15 protein-coding genes are annotated in these 17,049 nt (G+C 72.2%); 7 read left to right on the forward strand and 8 right to left on the reverse strand.

The window, feature by feature from the left end:
* The first annotated feature begins 96 nt into the window (after nt 1-96).
* A complete protein-coding gene (locus tag ACZ562_RS03255) occupies nt 97-858 on the forward strand; it encodes a polysaccharide deacetylase family protein (protein ID WP_471173986.1) in 762 nt (253 codons plus the stop codon).
* A 154-nt stretch (nt 859-1,012) separates the two neighbouring features.
* Nucleotides 1,013-1,453: an SRPBCC family protein gene (locus ACZ562_RS03260; protein ID WP_471173641.1), complete on the forward strand. Its 441-nt coding sequence runs from the start codon at nt 1,013-1,015 to the stop codon at nt 1,451-1,453.
* Nucleotides 1,454-1,471: 18 nt separating this feature from the next.
* On the opposite strand, the gene ACZ562_RS03265 is transcribed toward ACZ562_RS03260, so the two are convergent.
* Nucleotides 1,472-1,681: a hypothetical protein gene (locus ACZ562_RS03265; protein WP_471173643.1), complete on the reverse strand. Its 210-nt coding sequence runs from the start codon at nt 1,679-1,681 to the stop codon at nt 1,472-1,474.
* A 93-nt stretch (nt 1,682-1,774) separates the two neighbouring features.
* Nucleotides 1,775-3,238, reverse strand: a complete 1,464-nt coding sequence (locus tag ACZ562_RS03270; RefSeq protein WP_471173645.1) for a hypothetical protein — start codon at nt 3,236-3,238, stop codon at nt 1,775-1,777.
* Nucleotides 3,239-3,332: 94 nt separating this feature from the next.
* Between ACZ562_RS03270 and ACZ562_RS03275 the strand changes: the two genes are divergently transcribed.
* The gene (locus ACZ562_RS03275) at nt 3,333-5,039 is read left to right on the forward strand and encodes a hypothetical protein (RefSeq protein ID WP_471173647.1); all 1,707 of its coding nucleotides are present in this window, start codon (nt 3,333-3,335) and stop codon (nt 5,037-5,039) included.
* Between the two features lie 4 nt (nt 5,040-5,043).
* On the opposite strand, the gene ACZ562_RS03280 is transcribed toward ACZ562_RS03275, so the two are convergent.
* From ACZ562_RS03280 to ACZ562_RS03295, 4 genes are all read right to left on the reverse strand, one after another.
* Nucleotides 5,044-6,195: an XdhC family protein gene (locus ACZ562_RS03280; protein ID WP_471173650.1), complete on the reverse strand. Its 1,152-nt coding sequence runs from the start codon at nt 6,193-6,195 to the stop codon at nt 5,044-5,046.
* Nucleotides 6,196-6,406: 211 nt separating this feature from the next.
* Complete coding sequence (locus ACZ562_RS03285) at nt 6,407-8,803, reverse strand: xanthine dehydrogenase family protein molybdopterin-binding subunit (protein WP_471173651.1); 2,397 nt, start codon at nt 8,801-8,803, stop codon at nt 6,407-6,409.
* Nucleotides 8,804-8,805: 2 nt separating this feature from the next.
* Nucleotides 8,806-9,405, reverse strand: a complete 600-nt coding sequence (locus tag ACZ562_RS03290) for a (2Fe-2S)-binding protein (RefSeq protein WP_471173653.1) — start codon at nt 9,403-9,405, stop codon at nt 8,806-8,808.
* Nucleotides 9,405-10,304, reverse strand: coding sequence for an FAD binding domain-containing protein (locus ACZ562_RS03295; protein WP_471173654.1), 900 nt, complete (start codon nt 10,302-10,304; stop codon nt 9,405-9,407). The genes ACZ562_RS03290 and ACZ562_RS03295 overlap by 1 nt, the downstream gene beginning before the upstream one ends.
* Before the next feature lie 369 nt (nt 10,305-10,673).
* Between ACZ562_RS03295 and ACZ562_RS03300 the strand changes: the two genes are divergently transcribed.
* A complete protein-coding gene (locus tag ACZ562_RS03300; protein WP_471173656.1) occupies nt 10,674-12,347 on the forward strand; it encodes a PucR family transcriptional regulator in 1,674 nt (557 codons plus the stop codon).
* Between the two features lie 153 nt (nt 12,348-12,500).
* Entirely contained in the window at nt 12,501-13,274 is a 774-nt protein-coding gene (locus ACZ562_RS03305; RefSeq protein WP_471173657.1) for a hypothetical protein, read from the forward strand.
* Between the two features lie 322 nt (nt 13,275-13,596).
* On the opposite strand, the gene ACZ562_RS03310 is transcribed toward ACZ562_RS03305, so the two are convergent.
* Nucleotides 13,597-14,406: a GntR family transcriptional regulator gene (locus tag ACZ562_RS03310; protein WP_471173659.1), complete on the reverse strand. Its 810-nt coding sequence runs from the start codon at nt 14,404-14,406 to the stop codon at nt 13,597-13,599.
* 203 nt (nt 14,407-14,609) lie between these two features.
* Between ACZ562_RS03310 and ACZ562_RS03315 the strand changes: the two genes are divergently transcribed.
* Together ACZ562_RS03315 and ACZ562_RS03320 are read left to right on the forward strand one after the other, a co-directional pair.
* A complete protein-coding gene (locus ACZ562_RS03315) occupies nt 14,610-14,735 on the forward strand; it encodes a hypothetical protein (protein ID WP_471173660.1) in 126 nt (41 codons plus the stop codon).
* Between the two features lie 315 nt (nt 14,736-15,050).
* Nucleotides 15,051-16,094: a DUF2637 domain-containing protein gene (locus ACZ562_RS03320; protein ID WP_471173661.1), complete on the forward strand. Its 1,044-nt coding sequence runs from the start codon at nt 15,051-15,053 to the stop codon at nt 16,092-16,094.
* 76 nt (nt 16,095-16,170) lie between these two features.
* Here the strand turns inward: ACZ562_RS03320 and ACZ562_RS03325 are convergent, their stop codons facing one another.
* A complete protein-coding gene (locus tag ACZ562_RS03325; protein WP_471173662.1) occupies nt 16,171-16,653 on the reverse strand; it encodes an ATP-binding protein in 483 nt (160 codons plus the stop codon).
* Between the last annotated feature and the right edge of the window lie 396 nt (nt 16,654-17,049).

The following is a 17,049-nucleotide window of genomic DNA, read 5'->3' on the forward strand; positions in this document are numbered from 1 at the left end:
GTTCGTCCAGGCACGGGTCAGGGCGCCGGCGATCGACTATACATAGCGCGTATAATCGCTGTGTATAGTCCCCGCATGTGTGTTCCGACCAAGAAGATGACAAGAACGGGGGGCGGGTTGCGTGCCGCCGCGATGATGTTCGCGGCCGCGACTCTGTCACTGACCGCGTGCACGAACACCGGCGCCACCGCGCCGAGCGCGGCCCGCGCCCACGCCACCGCGGGCGTCCAGGCCAGGTTCGGGACCGTCGACTGCCGCGAGGCCAGGTGCATCGCGCTCACCTTCGACGCCGGGCCGAGCGAGAACTCGCCCCGCCTGCTCGACATCCTGAAGGAGAAGCAGGTCCCGGCGACCTTCTTCCTGCTCGGCGAGCGGCACATCGAGAAGTACCCCGAACTCGTGAAGCGGATGGCGAACGAGGGGCACGAGGTGGCCAGCCACACCTGGGACCACAAGATCCTCACGCGGATCGGACCCGGGGAGATACGCGAGGAGTTGGAGCGCCCGAACGAGGAGATAGAGCGCCTCACCGGACACCGCCCGACACTGATGCGCCCGCCCCAGGGCCGGACGGACGACACCGTGCACGGGATCTGCCGCGAGCTGGGCCTCGCGGAGGTGCTGTGGAGCGTGACCGCCAAGGACTACACGACGACCGACTCGGACCTGATCACCAAGCGCGTCCTCGCGCAGGCGTCCCGCGACGGGATCATCCTGCTGCACGACATCTACTACGGCACCGTGCCGGCCGTGCCCGGCATCATCGATGCGCTCAAGGAGCGGGGGTACGTGTTCGTGACCGTGCCGCAGCTGCTGGCGCCGGGGACGGCGGAGCCGGGGAAGGTGTACAGGCCATGACGCCCCAACTCATGCGACCGGCACCGGGATTGGCGCGGCGCGCCGCTCGCGCACGTCGGAGCACGCACGTCGGACGCCGACGCCTCGTTGGGCCAACCGTGTGAGCCGTCCCCGAACCCGCCGATGAGCAGGCCGGATTCCCTAAGATCGTTACGTGGTCAACATCCTCCTCGAACGCACCGCCCCGTTGCCCCTCGACGAGGCGTGGCGGCGCCTCACTCAGTGGCCCCGCCACGGCGAGGTGGTTCCGCTGACCCGCGTCACCGTGGTCACGCCCCCGCCGACACGCAGCGGCACGTTCATCGTCGCCCGCTCGGGAATCGGCCCGCTCGCCTTCGACGACCCGATGGAGGTCACGGTGTGGCGCCCGCCGACGGACGGCGAGCCCGGCCTGTGCCGGCTGGAGAAGCGGGGCCGCGTCGTCCGGGGGTGGGCCGAGATCGAGGTGCGGCCCGGCCCGGGCGGCCGCACACGAGTGCTGTGGCGGGAGGAGTTGCGGGTCCGCCTGCTGCCCGCCTTCGCCGACCCCCTGCTGCGGACCACGGCACAGTACGTGTTCGGACGGGCGGCGAACCGGCTCCTGAGACGGCCGTGACGGCGGTCCACGCCAGAGTCAGTAGCCGGTGTCGCCGACGACCCACCACTGCCCGTCCCGCCGCCCGATGACGTACCCCCGGTGCCGTTCGAAGAGATCGCGCAGCCACGGGTCCGAACTCGGGTGCGTCGCCGTACAGTTCGGCGTCGAACTCGGCGTCACGAAGAAACCGGCGCCGTACAGGAGACCGCCTCGGGAAACGGCCACCCAGTATTCGTCGCGCCCCATCGACTCCCTCTGGTACGTCGCTCCCCGGCAGCGTGCGGCATCGCCGCCTCGACCCCGGTGGTCCTGGGGCAGCGCACCGCCGCGGGCGTCCGTTCATCCGCGACCGATCACCCGCCGGGCCCCGGCGATCACCGCGGTCACCAGCGTCCAGCCCGACACGACGAGGAAGACCGCCACGGCCTTGTCCACGCCTGTCGGGTCCCACGCTCCCCGGTAGCCGAGGCCGGCGACCGGGACGAGGAGGTCGAGGCTGTACAGGACGGGGTCCCAGACGCGGCGGGTGTCTCCGCCGGCCGGAGGGGGCGGGTGGTTCCCGAACCACAGGGATCCCGCGGCCGCCAGCAACAGCAGCCAGGCGAGGGCCCGGCGCGGCGCGTAGCCGTATCCGAACAGCACGTCCTGGACCGCTCCCCAGAGCCGGCCCGACAGGCGGTCGTGGCGGCGCAGATGACGCTCTCGGGCGTGCCGTACCGTACGGGCCGCGCGCTCGTCGCCGATGGTCTCGTACGACCTCGCCAGCTGCTCGAAGGAGCCCGCGCCCGCGCGCTCGTCACGGGTCAGCCAGCCGACACGGGAGCGGACCGCGACGGGCCGGGCGGTCTCCAGGCGTTTGTAGGTGAAGCCCTCCAGGACCAGCTCGCCCGGGTCCGGCCAGGTGTCCTCGCAGTCCACCAGGACGTCCACCGCCGCGTCCTGCAGGATCACCGCCCCCGCCGGGGGCTCGCGCAGATCGAGGCGCAGGCGGGGCACCCGGACCCTGCTCAGCAGCAACGACCCTGCGGGCTCGGCGAGGACGCTGTCGTGGAAGGTGACCACCCCGCCTATCTCAGCCGCCCGCAGCAGCACCTGTCCGGTGCTGCGGAATCCCCAGTCAGCGTAGAAGCCGCCGCTGCAGACGAGCCCGGTGGCGTCGATGCCGCCCACCTCGGCGGCCTGGAGGTTGACGGCGTAGGTGACGCGCGCGTCGCGCAGATAGAGGGAACCGGAGGCGTTGAGCTCGCGGGCGTGCACCGAGCCGCCGACCGACAGCCGCGGGGCGAGCAGCGACCAGGCGTCGGCGCCGGTCACCCGGAGCCGCTCGACGACGAGGTTGCCGCCGATCCGCGCGTCCGCCAACCGGACGACGCCTGACGTGGAATCCTCCTGGAGGCGGCGCGGAACCCGGGCACCGCCCGCTCTCGGTTCCACCAGGGGGCTCCGCTCGTCACGGCCGTCCCCCAACCGGGCACCCTTCAGGCCGAGTTCGCCGTCCATGGTGATGCCGTCGGCGTACAGGGCAGGCATCGTCGAACCCGACAGGTCCAGTGCCAGGACGGTGAGTTGGGTGAGCTGGACGGGTTGTTCGAAGTGACAGCCGACGAGCGCGACCGCGGTGTCGAGGCGGCAGTGGCTCAGGTCGAGGACTCCGGTGACGTGCAGACCCTCGAAGCGGGGTGCGGGCCCGCCGTCCGGCTCGTGGGCGGTGAGCGCGGAGCGCAGTGCCGCGGCGTCGACCGTGCCGGACAGCCGTGCGGTGCGGGTGCGGTGTGTACGCCAACTCCCCCTGCGGCGTGCCATGATGATCCCCTTTCTCCCCGCACGGCATATCACGGGCGGCCGTACCCGGCACAGAGCTACCGGGAGTCGGGCGGCTTCCGGAGATACTGAGGTCATGGAGCATCACCCCTCTGGTGTCCCGGCGGTGTTCGACGACGAGACCGTGGACGCCGCGCTGGCCCGCTGGCTCGACGGGAACCGTATGGAGCTGTTCAGGTGGGAGTCGCTGAAGACCGGAGGCAGTGGCGGGCAGCTCGTCTCGGCCGTCGTGCGCGAGCGGTGTGCCGACCGGACGGGGGGCCGGAGGATCATCAAGCTGGTCGCATCGTCCGACGACGCCGCCGCCGAGCCGCGCAACCACGCTCTGGCGCTGGACTGCGGCCTGCCGGGCACCCGGGACTTCATCGAGCGCCATCTGGTGAAGCTGGCGGACAAACACTTTCCGGTGGGGAACGCATGGCTGATGTTCCAGCAGCCCGCCGGCGACGGGAGGAGCAGGACCGAGACGCTCGCCGCGGCCGGGCGCCGGGCGGGTCTTCCGCAGCTGGCCGGGAACATCGTCAGCGATGTGCTGGGCGAGTGGAATCCGGAGGATCCGGCGATGCCGACGCTGCCGGCGGCAAAGTTCGTGACGGAGCTGCTGGGCCGACGCCTCGACGCCGGCGCTCCCCTGAGCGAGTGGATCCGTGACCGGCTCGGCCCTCGGGCGGTGTCGCTCCCGTGGTTCTCGACCGGCGGTGACGAACTCCCCCTGCCCAACCCCGTTCTCCTGGCGGACGGTTGTCCCCTGAGCCGGTACGAGGTCCAGGACGCCGCGCGCGGCCGCGCCCACGGAGATCTGCATCCCGGCAACATCATGGTGCCGGCCAGGGCGGACGCCCCGGCGGACCAGTACACGCTCATCGACCTTTCCCGGTTCGACGAGCAGGCGCTGCTGGCCCGCGATCCGGTCCATCTGCTGCTGTGCCTGGTCGCCGACTCCTACCTTCCCCACATGCTGGACGACGCCAGGGAGGAGCTGATCACCGGGCTGGTCGGTCCCGGCTGTACGGGCCCGCTGATCCCACTGGGTCTGGCCGAACTGGTGGACACCGTGCGCGAGGCGACACTGGGCTGGGGCGCGGACCGGCGCCTCGATGCCGCCTGGCTCCACCAGTGGTACCTGGCGATCCAGGCCTGCTCCCTGATGTTCATCCCGCGCAAGGTCTCGGACCGGGACCGCTGGTGGTTCTTCCGCCTGGCGGCGCGGGCGTGCTGGGCGTACCTGGACGAGATGAAGGTGAACCGGCCCCACCAGGCACCGGTTCTCCGGCCTCGTACGCTCTCCGAGGCCGCACCGGTTCCGTCGTCGCGCATCGCCCTCGAAACCGTGGACGGTACCCCTCCCGTCCAGGCACCGGCCGTCGAGGGACCCGCGGCGGCCGCCGCATCGCCCACCGGGGACCAGACCCTGGCCCTGCTCGAGGAGATCTGGTCCACCTTCGAGCGTCCCAGCGAGGAACTGGCCTCGCTGAGCGCCAATCAGGTCAAGGGGGACGTGGTGCGGGTCATCGGGACGCGCGCCGTCTCCCTCAGGACCTCACTGCGGAGACAGTGGAACACTCCCGCGGCGGCCCGCCCGGGTGTGGACGAAGTCGTGGTCCGGCTGCGCAATGTGGCGGACCTGGCGACCGTACTGCGCACCAGTCTGCAGCGGATGTGGGCGGGCCACCTCCCGACGCGCTCCGTGGACCAGACGGTCAAGGACCTCGCGCACGCCCTGGACGACCTGCTCACGGCGGTCCGCGAAGCGTCCAGGGTCCTGTCGTCGCAGGCCTCCTGACCCCTCAGGCCACCGACCCGATCCGTCCCGTCGGCCCGGACGTCACGTCGTGGTGGATCGGGGTGTGCGCGCCGGTCAGCGAAACGCCGCTGCCTCCGCGCCGGCCGGCGACGATCTCGGAGGCGATCGAGAGCGCTGTCTCCTCGGGCGTACGGGCCCCGAGGTCGAGGCCGATCGGGGACCGGAGCCGTGCCAGCTCCAGCTCGGTGACGCCGGCTTCGCGCAGGCGCTCGTTCCGTTCCAGATGGGTCCGGCGGGAGCCCATCGCACCGACGTACGCCACCGGCAGCCGCAGCGCGAGCCGGAGCAGGGGCACGTCGAACTTGGCGTCGTGGGTGAGCACGCACAGGACCGTGCGGGCGTCCACGGACGTCCGCTCCAGGTACGTGTGCGGCCACTCGACGACGATCTCGTCGGCCTCCGGGAAGCGGGTGCGGGTGGCGAACACGGGGCGGGCGTCGCACACCGTCACGTGGTAGTCGAGGAACTTGCCGATCCGGACCAGTGCCGACGCGAAGTCGATCGCTCCGAAGACGATCATCCGGGGCGGGGGGACGGAGGACTCCACCAGGACCGTGAGCGGGGCCCCGCAGCGCGAGCCCTGCTCGCCGATCTCCAGGGTGCCGGTGCGGCCGGCGTCCAGGAAGGCGCCCGCTTCGGCGGCGACCGTGCGGTCCAGTTCGGGGTGGGCGGCGAAGCCGCCCTCGTACGAGCCGTCGGGGTGGACGAGGAGCGCCCTGCCGATGAGGTGCGCGGGGGCCGAGACGATCCGGGCCACCGCCGCCGCCTCCCCGCGGGAGGCGGCGGACACCGCGGACGCGGCCACCGGACGGACGGGATCGCCCGACCGTACCGGTGCGACGAGGACGTCGATGACGCCGCCGCAGGTCAGGCCGACGGCGAAGGCGTCCTCGTCGCTGTAGCCGAAGCGCTCCAGGACCGGTTCCCCGTCCCGAAGCGCCTGTCGGCACAGGTCGTACACGGCGCCCTCCACACAGCCGCCCGAGACCGAGCCGATCGCCGTGCCGTCGGCGTCCACCGCGAGGGCGGCCCCGGGCAGTCGGGGAGCGCTGCCGCGGACGGCCACCACGGTGGCCACGGCGAAGTCGCGTCCCCGCTCGACCCACCGGTCGAGCTCGTCGGCGATGTCCAGCATCTCTCGGTCTCCTTGACAGCGGTTGTGTGCAGGGCGGTCCGGCGGTCCTGATCGATACAGCTGGTGCGGCGTCAGCCGGCTCTCAATGGGACTGAGGGCGAAACAGACCACGAAGATGCCTGCCAGGCCCCACCGTTGCCCGGCGCCGGGGTGCCGTTGCGCGCGCACCCGTGCCGCCCTGCGGCGCGACTGCCCGCAACGGCAGCCGGAGTCACGCGGTTCCCGTGAGGTGCTCGGGACGTACCGGCGTCCTGTTCAGCTCCAGGCCGGTCGCGTCGCGGACAGCCGCGAGGACCGCGGGAGTCGACGACAAGGTGGGTGCCTCTCCGACGCCGCGCAGTCCGTACGGCGCGTGGTCGTCCGCGAGTTCGAGGATGTCGACCGGGATGGTCGGCGTGTCGAGGATGGTGGGGATCAGATAGTCCGTGAAGGAGGGGTTCTTCACCTTCGCCGTCTTCGGGTCGACGATGATCTCCTCCATGACCGCCACCCCGAGCCCCTGGGTCGTACCGCCCTGGATCTGGCCGAGGACGGACAGCGGGTTGAGCGCCTTGCCGACGTCCTGGGCGCAGGCCAGTTCGACGACCTTCACGAGGCCGAGTTCGGTGTCCACCTCGACGACGGCGCGGTGCGCGGCGAAGGAGTACTGGACGTGTCCGTTGCCCTGGCCGGTGCGCAGATCGAAGGGCTCCGTCGGCCGGTGCCGCCACTCGGCCTCGACCTCGACGGTCTCGTCTTCGAGCACGTCGGCCAGATCGGCGAGGACCTCGCCGCCGTCGGTGACGACCTTGCCGCCCTCCAGGAGCAGCTCGGCCGTGGCCCAAGCCGGGTGGTACGTACCGAACTTGCGCCGGCCGATCTCCAGGACCTTCTCCCGGACGAGCTCGCACGAGTTCCTGACGGCGCCGCCGGTGACGTACGTCTGACGCGACGCGGACGTCGAACCGGCGCTGCCCACCTGGGTGTCGGCCGGATGGATGGTCACCTGCGCGACGCCCAGCTCGGTGCGGGCGATCTGCGCATGGACGGTGACGCCGCCCTGGCCGACCTCCGCCATGGCGGTGTGCACGACGGCCACCGGCTCCCCGCCGACGACCTCCATGCGCACGCGCGCGGTGGAGTAGTCGTCGAAGCCCTCGGAGAAGCCGACGTTCTTGATGCCGACCGCGTAGCCGACACCGCGTACGACGCCTTCGCCGTGCGTGGTGTTGGACAGACCGCCGGGCAGCTGCCGTACGTCGGCACCCTCGCTGCTCTCCCACTGGCGCTCCGGCGGCAGCGGCATCGCCTTGACGCGGCGCAGGAGTTCGGCGACCGGGGCCGGGGAGTCGACCGGCTGCCCGGTCGGCAGGAGCGTGCCCTGCGTCATCGCGTTGAGCTGACGGAACTCCACCCGGTCCATGCCCACCGCGTCGGCGAGCTTGTCCATCTGGGCCTCGTAGGCGAAGCACGCCTGGACCGCGCCGAAGCCGCGCATGGCGCCGCAGGGCGGGTTGTTGGTGTAGAGCGCGATGGCCTCGATGTCGACGTCGTCGACGACGTACGGGCCGATGCCGAGCGAGGAGGCGTTGCCGACGACCGCGGGGGACGCGGAGGCGTACGCGCCGCCGTCCAGGACGATGCGGCACCTGACGTGGGTCAGCTTGCCGTCGCGGGTGGCGCCGTGCTCGTAGTACAGCTTCGCCGGGTGGCGGTGGACGTGCCCGAAGAAGGACTCGAAGCGGTTGTAGACGATCTTGACGGGCTTGCCGGTGCGCAGTGCCAGCAGGCAGGCGTGGATCTGCATCGACAGGTCCTCGCGGCCGCCGAACGCGCCGCCGACGCCGGACAGCGTCATGCGTACCTTGTCCTCGGGCAGGCCGAGGACGGGCGCGATCTGGCGCAGGTCGGAGTGGAGCCACTGGGTGGCGATGTAGAGGTCGACGCCGCCGTCCTCGGCGGGTACTGCCAGACCGGACTCCGGGCCGAGGAAGGCCTGGTCCTGCATGCCGAAGGTGTACTCGCCCCGCACGATGAAGTCGGCCTTCTTCGCCGCCTCGTCGGCGTCGCCGCGGACGATCGGCTGGCGGTGCACGATGTTCGGGTGCGGGACGTGGCCGATGTGGTGGTCGGTGCGGTTCTCGTGGACGAGGACCGCGTCCGGCGCGGTCGCGGACGCCTCGTCGGTGATGACGGGCAGTTCGCGGTACTCGACCTTGATCTTGGCGGCGGCGCGGCGCGCGGTCTCCGGGTGGTCGGCGGCGACGACGGCGACCGGTTCGCCGTGGTGACGGACCTTGCCGTGGGCGAGGACCGGGGTGTCGCGGATCTCCAGGCCGTAGTTCTTCACGTCGGTCGGCAGGTCGTCGTACGTCATGACGGCGTAGACGCCCGGCGTGGCCAGTGCCTCGCCCGTGTCGATGGAGACGATCTCGGCGTGGGCGACCGTGGAGCGCAGGATCTGTCCCCACAGCATGTCCTCGTGCCACATGTCCGAGGAGTACGCGAACTCGCCGGTGACCTTGAGGGTCCCGTCCGGGCGGAGCGTGGACTCGCCGATGCCGCCCTTGGTCCGGGAGCCCTGGGTGACCTTCGTGGGAGTGCCGAGGGGAGCGCCGTTCCTGGGCATCGTCAGACCGCCTCTCCCTGCCGGGCGGCCGCGAGGCGGACCGCGTCCATGATCTTCTCGTAGCCGGTGCAGCGGCAGAGGTTGCCCGACAGCGCCTCGCGGATGTCCGCGTCGGTCGGGTTGGGGTTGCGCTCCAGCATCTCGTCGGCGGCGACGAGCAGACCGGGGGTGCAGAAGCCGCACTGGACGGCGCCTGCGTCGATGAACGCCTGCTGGATCGGGGAGAGTTCGGTTCCCTCGCCGGTCTGGGAGTCGGTGCCCCCGGCCTGCCTCCCCCAGGCTTCGCCCGGGGGGACCCCCAGCCGGGCCTCGTCGGGAGACGTGCCGCATGCACCCGTACCGCCGGACCGCTGCCTGGCGTAGTCCGCCAGCCCCTCGACCGTGACGACCTCGCGGCCCTCCACCTGGCCCGCCGCGACCAGACACGAACACACCGGGATGCCGTCCAGGCGCACCGTGCACGACCCGCACTCGCCCTGCTCACAGGCGTTCTTCGAGCCCGGCAGACCGAGGCGCTCCCGCAGCACGTACAGCAGGGACTCGCCCTCCCACACGTCGTCGGCTTCCTGCCGGCGTCCGTTGACCGTGAAACTGACGCGCATTACGCGACACCGCCCTTCGGATATGTACGGCCGTCGGTGCCGCGGTACGACTCCCAGGTCCAGGTCAGCGTGCGGCGGGCCATGACGCCGACCGCGTGGCGGCGGTAGCTCGCCGTGCCCCGGACGTCGTCGATCGGGTTGCACGCGGCGGAGCACAGCTCCGCGAACTGCTTGGCGACCGACGGAGTGATGATCTTTCCGTTGTCCCAGAAGCCGCCCTCTTCGAGCGCCGCGTTCAGGAACTCCTCGGCGGCCTTCGCCCGGACGGGGGTCGGCGCGGCCGAGCCGATGCCGGTGCGGACGGTCCGCGTCTCGGGGTGCAGCGCGAGACCGAAGGCGCACACCGCGATGACCATGGCGTTGCGGGTGCCGACCTTCGAGAACTGCTGCGGGCCGTCGGCCTTCTTGATGTGGACGGCGCGGATCAGTTCGTCGGCGGCGAGCGCGTTGCGCTTCACGCCGGTGTAGAACTCGTCGATCGGGATCAGCCGGGAGCCGCGCACCGACTCGACCTCGACCCCGGCGCCGGCGGCCAGCAGGGCGGGGTGGGCGTCACCGGCCGGGGAGGCGGTGCCGAGGTTGCCGCCGACGCCGCCGCGGTTGCGGATCTGCGGGGAGGCGACCGTGTGCGAGGCGAGGGCCAGGCCGGGCAGCTCTCCGCGCAGGTTCTCCATGATCCTCGTGTAGGGGACGGAGGCACCTAGCCGCACGCTGTCCTCGCCGGCCTCCCATTCCTCGAGCTCGCCGATGCGGTTCAGGTCGAGCAGGTACTCGGGCCGCCGGTGGTCGAAGTTGATCTCGACCATCACATCGGTGCCACCCGCAATCGGCACAGCCGTGGGGTGCGCCGCCTTCGCGGCGAGCGCCTCCTCCCAGCTGGCGGGGCGAAGGAAGTCCATGACCGGCTCTCTTCTCGTGGGTCGTACGGATCGAGCCAGTTCGTGTGCGGCGGGTCCGGCTCGTTCAATGTGCTGTTCACGCGGGATGGGATCAGTACACAGCGCGCTGCTCCGACGGGGTCAGTCACGTAAACCATGAAGGAGTTGGCTGGCCAGGGCGGGCATCTTGTAGATTCGTATGAATGGAGGTCGTCAGTAACCTCCTCTTTTCCTGTGGAAACGCGAGACACAGCCGCGTGACCAGGGACACAGCCGGGACACAGCTCGGGAGACGGCGAGCACCGCTCACCTGCCGACCGGGCGGGCCCGCCACCACGAGCCCCTCACGATCCATCGTAGATTTCGAGACAGAGAACGGCGGCGACGAGAATGCGGCTGCGCGCACTGCTGGACACCGACGCGCTGGGCCTGCGGCTGCTCGGCGGCGAGGACGAACTCGACCGCACCGTGCGCGGCGTGATGACCACCGACCTGAGGGACCCCAGCCGGTACCTGTCGGGCGGGGAAGTGGTGCTCACCGGCCTGGCCTGGCGCCGCGACGCCGCGGACTCCGAGCCGTTCGTACGGATCCTGGTGGGGGCCGGGGTGACCGCCCTCGCGGCCGGTGAGGCGGAGCTCGGCGACATCCCGGACGACCTGGTCGTGGCCTGTGCCCGGCACCGGCTGCCGCTGTTCGCCGTGCACGAGTCGGTTGCGTTCGCGACGATCACGGAGCACGTCGTGCGGCAGGTCTCCGGGGAGCGGGCCGGTGACCTCGCAGCCGTCGTCGACCGGCACCGCCGGATGATGACCTCGGGCCCGGCGGGCGGCGGCCCGGACGTGGTCCTGGACCTGCTCGGCTCGGACCTGGACCTGCGGGCCTGGGTGCTGTCGCCGACGGGGCGGCTGATCGCAGGCCCGAAGGCCGGGGGGCCGGCGCTGCCCGCCGACGTGTGCGCGAAGCTCGCGGCCGAGCATCTGGCCTCCGCCCGCACGGGCCGGCGCGGACCGCACCGGCTGGCGCTCGGCTCCACCACGTACTCCCTCTTCCCGGTCCGCGGCAACGGCCGCTCGCCCCACGCCTCCCGGGACGTGCGCGAGACGGTGCTCTCGGACTGGCTGCTGACCGTGGAGGCGGACGCCGGGGAGTGGCCCGAGGAGCGGCTCGACCTGCTCCAGGGCGTCACCCAGCTGATCGCGGTCGAGCGGGACCGGCGGGACGCGGCGCGCACGGTACGGCGGCGGCTCGCGCAGGAGGTGCTGGAGCTGGTGCAGGCGGGTGCGGCGCCCGCCGAGATCGCGGCGCGCCTGCGGGTCGCGGCGCCGGTGCTGCTGCCCGGGTTCGGGGCGGCCCCGCACTGGCAGGTGGTCGTGGCCCGTGTCGAGTGGGACGGCGGCGACATCGAGGGCGGCCCGGTCGCCCAGTCGCTGCTGGAGGAGATCCTGGTCGACCCGCTCGCCGGCGGCCCCGAGCCCTCCGACCGCATCGCCGTGACCCACCTGGGTGGCGAGGCCGTCGCGCTCGTCCCGCTGCCGGCGGTGTCGACCGAGCACGACGGCTCCGAGGCCGGGATCCTCGCCGACGCGCTCCTGGAGTCCGTACGGGACCCGCTGACGGCCGGCCTGGACGACGACGGGCGGGTCACGCTCGGCGTCAGCGCGGCCGTGCACTCGGCGGAGGGGCTGCGCGGGGCGCTGGAGGAGGCGCGGCACGCCCGGCGGGTGGCGGCGGCGCGACCCGGGCGGGTGTGCGCGGCGGGGCACCAGGAGCTGGCCTCGCACGTCCTCCTGCTGCCGTTCGTGCCCGACGACGTCCGCCGCGCCTTCACGGCCCGGCTGCTCGACCCACTGCGGGACTACGACCGCCGACACCGCGCGGAACTGATCCCGACCCTGGAGGCCTTCCTGGACTGCGACGGCTCCTGGACACGCTGCGCGACCCGGCTGCACCTGCACGTCAACACGCTGCGCTACCGGGTCGGCAGAATCGAGCAGTTGACGGGCCGTGACCTGTCCAGACTGGAGGACAAGCTCGATTTCTTCCTGGCGTTGCGGATGAGTTGAGGTCACACCGTCGTGGGGCGGAAGGGGACGGAGTGCCGTCCGCGTCCCACGACTTTGTGAAATACTTCACCCACCCTCTTGGCCGGGGCCCGGGAATCGTGCTGAGATGCCGCCACCACTCAACAGCTCGATGGCGTGCTCGGGGAGGGCAAGGTGGCGTATACCGCCATGTCTGGTAACGGAACGACCGCCGGTGACGATCCACTCCAGACCGCGGTATGGCGGCTGCGCTCGCGCGCCTGCTGGGCCGACGCGGCGGCCCTGCTCCAGCCGGTGACCCCGGCGACGGCGTTGCAGCGGGCCGGTCTGCTCGTGGAACGGTGTCTCTACACCGAGCAAGGCTGGGAGGAGGCCGAGGACGCGCTGCGTACCGCGGAGGCGCTGGCCCACGGTGACGACGAGCGGGGGGCGGCGGCCTGTGAACGCGGGCAGCTTGCCTACGCGGCCACACTGCACGGAGTGCGGGACCGGGCCGACGAGGCGCGGGCCGCGCTCGGACGGGCGGCGGCGCTGATCCCTCCGGGGGCGCCTGCGCGGGCACTGCTGGACTTCCGGCGCGGGTTGCTCGCGGAGAACCTCGCGGACTCCCCGCAGGCGGCGCGGGCGGCGTACCGCCGTGCCCACGCGGGGGCCACCGCGCACGCCGATCCGCTGCTGCTGTCGTTCACCTGGCGGCACCTTGCCGGACTCGCCCTGCGGGACGGCGAGTTGGCGGAGGCGCGGCACGGGTTCTCGGAATCCCTGCGGATCCGGGAGGAGTTGGGGTACCTGGTCGGTACGGCGCCCGCACTGGCCTCGCTGGCCGACGCGGAGGCCGAGCCGGAGGCCTCACGGCTGCGCGAGGAGGCCCGGCGGCTGTTCCGGCTGCTCGGGGGCGTCCCGACGTGGCTGGCACGGCACCTGGCTCCGCCGGCGGCGACGGCGTAGTCCGCCCGGCACGGCTGCGGCAGCCATGGCGGCAGCGTCCTCCCGGCCCGGCCCGGCTGCGCCAGCCATGGCGGCAGCGTCCTCCCGGCCCTGCCCGGCTGCGCCAGCCATGGCGGCAGCGTCCACCCGGCCCTGCCCGGCTGCGCCAGTCGTCGCGGCGGCGTCCGCCCGGCTCGGCCCGATTGCGGGCAGTGGTGCCGCCGGGGCGGCACGGGTGGGCGCGGGCGGCACCCGTCAGCGCCGGGCTGCGCGACCGCCCCCCGGCACCAGCACCAGTCGTCCGGGCCGGCTCAGCGCGCGCCCGCGGGCTGCGCCGACCTGCTCAGCCCGCGCCCGCGAAGTGCTCCGCGACCAGCGACCGCACCACGTCCAGATCCCGCGCGGTCAACGCGTCCAGCAGCGCCGTGTGCTCCGCCGCGTCCGCCACCAGCTCGGCGCGCCCGCGCGGTGCGCGGCCGCGCACCAGGGGCCACTGCGCCCTGCGGTGCAGGTCCTCGGCGATCTGGACGAGCTGCTCGTTCCCGGACAACGCCAGCACCGCCCGGTGGAAGCACCGGTCCGACTCGGCGTACGTCGCGCGGCAGCCGGAGGACGCGGCGCGGACGGTCGCCTCGGCGAGGGGCCGCAGTTCCGCCCAGCGTTCGGCGGGGACCGTGCGGGCCAGCCGCAGCATCACCGGGACCTCGATCAGGGCGCGGATCTCGGCAAGCTCAGCCAGTTCCCGCGCGCCGCGCTCGATCACCCGGAACCCGCGATTGGGGACCACCTCGACCGCGCCCTCCAGGGCGAGCTGCTGCATCGCCTCGCGCACGGGCGTCGCGGAGACTCCGAAGCGGTCGCCGAGCGCGGGGGCCGAGTAGACCTCGCCCGGTGTCAGCTCGCCCGCGACCAGAGCGGTGCGCAGGGCGTCGAGGATCTGCCCGCGTACGGAGGACCGCTGGACGACGGGGCGGGGCCGGGGAATGGTCTGCTCACTGTGTGTGTGCTCGCCGCGTGCGGCGCCCTGCGGGGCGCACCGCTCCCGGTCCACGTCCGCGGCCCGCGGCTGCGACGGCACCCGGGCCGCGCCCGCGGGAAGCCCGGGAGGATCCGGATTCCCCGTGTCGGCGGAGCCCTGCGCGCCCTGCTCCACGGGTCCTCCTCCGGACGTGTCGGTACTTGGGGTCATTACGGCGGGTTGTTACTCGTCCGTCAAGCACCTTAGGCGCAGAAGCCGGTAGGTCAAACCCGGGAATCCTTGAGTAAGGCAAGGCTTACCTTTGCAACTCGCGTTCACAAAGACCGCGAACGGAGGTTCCGGTATGCCCGTGCCCCCTTCGGGGTGCCCCGCATCCCGTGACGCGGGTGCGCGCGGCGGTCACCGAACGCGAGCCGGAGCGGCTACTGCCGGGGTCGCCCCAGCCGTACATCGGCTCGGCGGCCTTCCGTGAGCCGACCGGACCGAACAGCGCGGCCAGTTGAGGCACCCTCAGCACCCGCCCGGCCGACACACGGGCACGCGCGTCCCGTAAGATCGCCTGCGAACGAGGCGCCCTTCCGGTTACAGGTGGTTCACAACTTCCTCACCGGCCGCAGAAACTTTCCGTAGCACCATCCGTACGGGTAGTCTTATTCGAACTCAACTCCCGCCCCTCAAGCGGCAGTTCGAGCAGAACGCCGCCCTGGGCATCCCCTTGCACTTCCTTGGCGGCCTCTTGCCCCGAAACCCCCTGAGGGCCGGTGGAATTGGGCCACTATGGCGGGCGTTACGCCCTATCCCAATGCAAGGGACCCCAGATGAGACTGACCGACATATCGCTGAACTGGCTGCTTCCGGGCGCCGTACTGCTCCTGGGCATGCTGGCGGCGGTTGCGGTGCTGGCGCGCGGTAAGCGCTCCTCGGGGAAGGACGCGACCGCGGACGACTCGTGGGAGCGCAGCGAGGAGCGCCGCAGGCGCAAGGAGGCCATCTACGGCATCGCCTCCTACGTGCTGCTGTTCTGCTGCGCGGCCGTGGCCGCCGCGCTTTCCTACCGTGGGCTCGTCGGCTTCGGCCGAGAGAACCTCAGCCTTTCCGGCGGCTGGGAGTACCTGGTGCCGTTCGGCCTCGACGGCGCGGCCATGTTCTGCTCGGTGCTCGCGGTGCGCGAGGCCAGCCACGGCGACGCGGCCCTCGGCTCCCGCATACTCGTATGGACGTTCGCGGGCGCGGCGGCCTGGTTCAACTGGGTGCACGCGCCCAGGGGCCTCGGCCACGACGGTGCGCCGCAGTTCTTCTCCGGCATGTCCCTCTCGGCGGCCGTACTGTTCGACCGCGCGCTGAAGCAGACCCGCCGGGCCGCCCTGCGCGAGCAGGGCCTGGTGCCGCGCCCTCTGCCGCAGATCCGCGTCGTCCGCTGGGTGCGGGCCCCCCGTGAGACGTACAAGGCGTGGTCCCTGATGCTTCTGGAGGGCGTGCGCAGCCTGGACGAGGCGGTGGACGAGGTCCGCGAGGACAAGCGCCAGAAGGACGCTGCCCGCCTGCGGCGCCGCGAGCAGCAGCGGGTCGAGCGTGCCCAGCTCAAGGCGATCAGCCGGGGCCACCGCGGCTTCGCCGGCCGCGGTGGCGGACGGCAGCTGGAGGCCCAGGCAACCCTGGAGCGGGCCTCCGCCCAGGTCTCCGCGGAGCCCGCCATATCAACGCCGGAACTGCCCGTCCGGTCACGGCCCTCCCTGCAGCCCGTCCGCAACGGCTCTGACCCGGTCACCGTGGATCTCACAGCGGAGGACGACACAATGGCGCTGCCGCGCCTCGACTCCCTGGAGCGCAAGCTCAAGGACCTCGAGCAGCAGTTCGGCTAGGTCCTGTCCGGCGGACGACGCGAGCCGGAACCACGGGAAGGGGCGTGACCCGCACGGGTCACGCCCCTTCCCGTCGCTACGCCGCTCCGGCCCCGAGCTCGAACCACACCGCCTTCCCCACCCCGTGCACACGCACGCCCCAGGCGTCCGCCAGGGACTGCACCAGGAGCAGGCCCCTGCCGTGCGTACCGTCGTCGGCGTTCGGTACGCGCGGTCTCGGCCTGCGGGCCACGAAGTCCCGTACCTCCACCCGGAGTCCACGGGGTCCCACGGTGGCTGTCAGCACGGCATCGTGGTCGGTGTGGACGAGCGCGTTGGTCACGAGCTCGGTGGTGAGCAGTTCCGCTACCTCCGATCGTCCGGGCCTCCCCCAGGTCCGTAACAGCTCACGCAGCGCCTTGCGCGCCTCCGGCACCGCCCGCAGGTCCGCCCGTCCGAGTCTGCGCCTGAGCTGAGGTGCCGGCGCCTGTTCCATGGCGCTCTCGGCCTCGTCCTCCACGGTCCGTGCCGAGAAGGCCCCGACTGCCTTGGGACCGCCTCCTCGTGCCTGCCTCTTCATGACCCCCGCCCGCGTGCCGATGTCGATTCCCCTCCAGCTCGAACACGTTCACGGGATCCATGCCCCGTCGGACACGGGCCAGTCATGGCGCATCATCAACGACCAGGTGTTCGGCCACTGGTGCGGCGTTCGCGGACGGGTGGGTGACACTTCGCCCAGCGCGGTCGAGCCGCCGCGGACGAGCTGGTTCCGGTTGGCCGGGCGCCGATTCCGGTCTGCCGTTCCTCGCCGTACTCGGCGAACCGGTGTGTCAGTAAAGCCTCCACGCCGGGGTGCGGCCGGAGCTGATGCCCGCGCCGCTCGCGAAACTGGCCGGAATCCGCTGCCTCTCCAGCTGAGGACACGGCCCGTTCCGCGGATTGGTGCGGGCCGTCCGCAGGCTGTCGCCGACGACGC

This window comes from Streptomyces sp. NPDC040410, assembly GCF_055595715.1.

Bases quoted from the DNA above. Each gene is read 5' to 3' on its own strand.
- ACZ562_RS03255 (WP_471173986.1), top strand. From the start codon at position 97: ATGACAAGAACGGGGGGCGGGTTGCGTGCCGCCGCGATGATGTTCGCG.
- ACZ562_RS03265 (WP_471173643.1), bottom strand. From the start codon at position 1,681: ATGGGGCGCGACGAATACTGGGTGGCCGTTTCCCGAGGCGGTCTCCTG.
- ACZ562_RS03270 (WP_471173645.1), bottom strand. From the start codon at position 3,238: ATGGCACGCCGCAGGGGGAGTTGGCGTACACACCGCACCCGCACCGCA.
- ACZ562_RS03275 (WP_471173647.1), top strand. From the start codon at position 3,333: ATGGAGCATCACCCCTCTGGTGTCCCGGCGGTGTTCGACGACGAGACC.
- ACZ562_RS03280 (WP_471173650.1), bottom strand. From the start codon at position 6,195: ATGCTGGACATCGCCGACGAGCTCGACCGGTGGGTCGAGCGGGGACGC.
- ACZ562_RS03285 (WP_471173651.1), bottom strand. From the start codon at position 8,803: ATGCCCAGGAACGGCGCTCCCCTCGGCACTCCCACGAAGGTCACCCAG.
- ACZ562_RS03290 (WP_471173653.1), bottom strand. From the start codon at position 9,405: ATGCGCGTCAGTTTCACGGTCAACGGACGCCGGCAGGAAGCCGACGAC.
- ACZ562_RS03295 (WP_471173654.1), bottom strand. From the start codon at position 10,304: ATGGACTTCCTTCGCCCCGCCAGCTGGGAGGAGGCGCTCGCCGCGAAG.
- ACZ562_RS03300 (WP_471173656.1), top strand. From the start codon at position 10,674: ATGCGGCTGCGCGCACTGCTGGACACCGACGCGCTGGGCCTGCGGCTG.
- ACZ562_RS03320 (WP_471173661.1), top strand. From the start codon at position 15,051: ATGAGACTGACCGACATATCGCTGAACTGGCTGCTTCCGGGCGCCGTA.
- ACZ562_RS03325 (WP_471173662.1), bottom strand. From the start codon at position 16,653: ATGAAGAGGCAGGCACGAGGAGGCGGTCCCAAGGCAGTCGGGGCCTTC.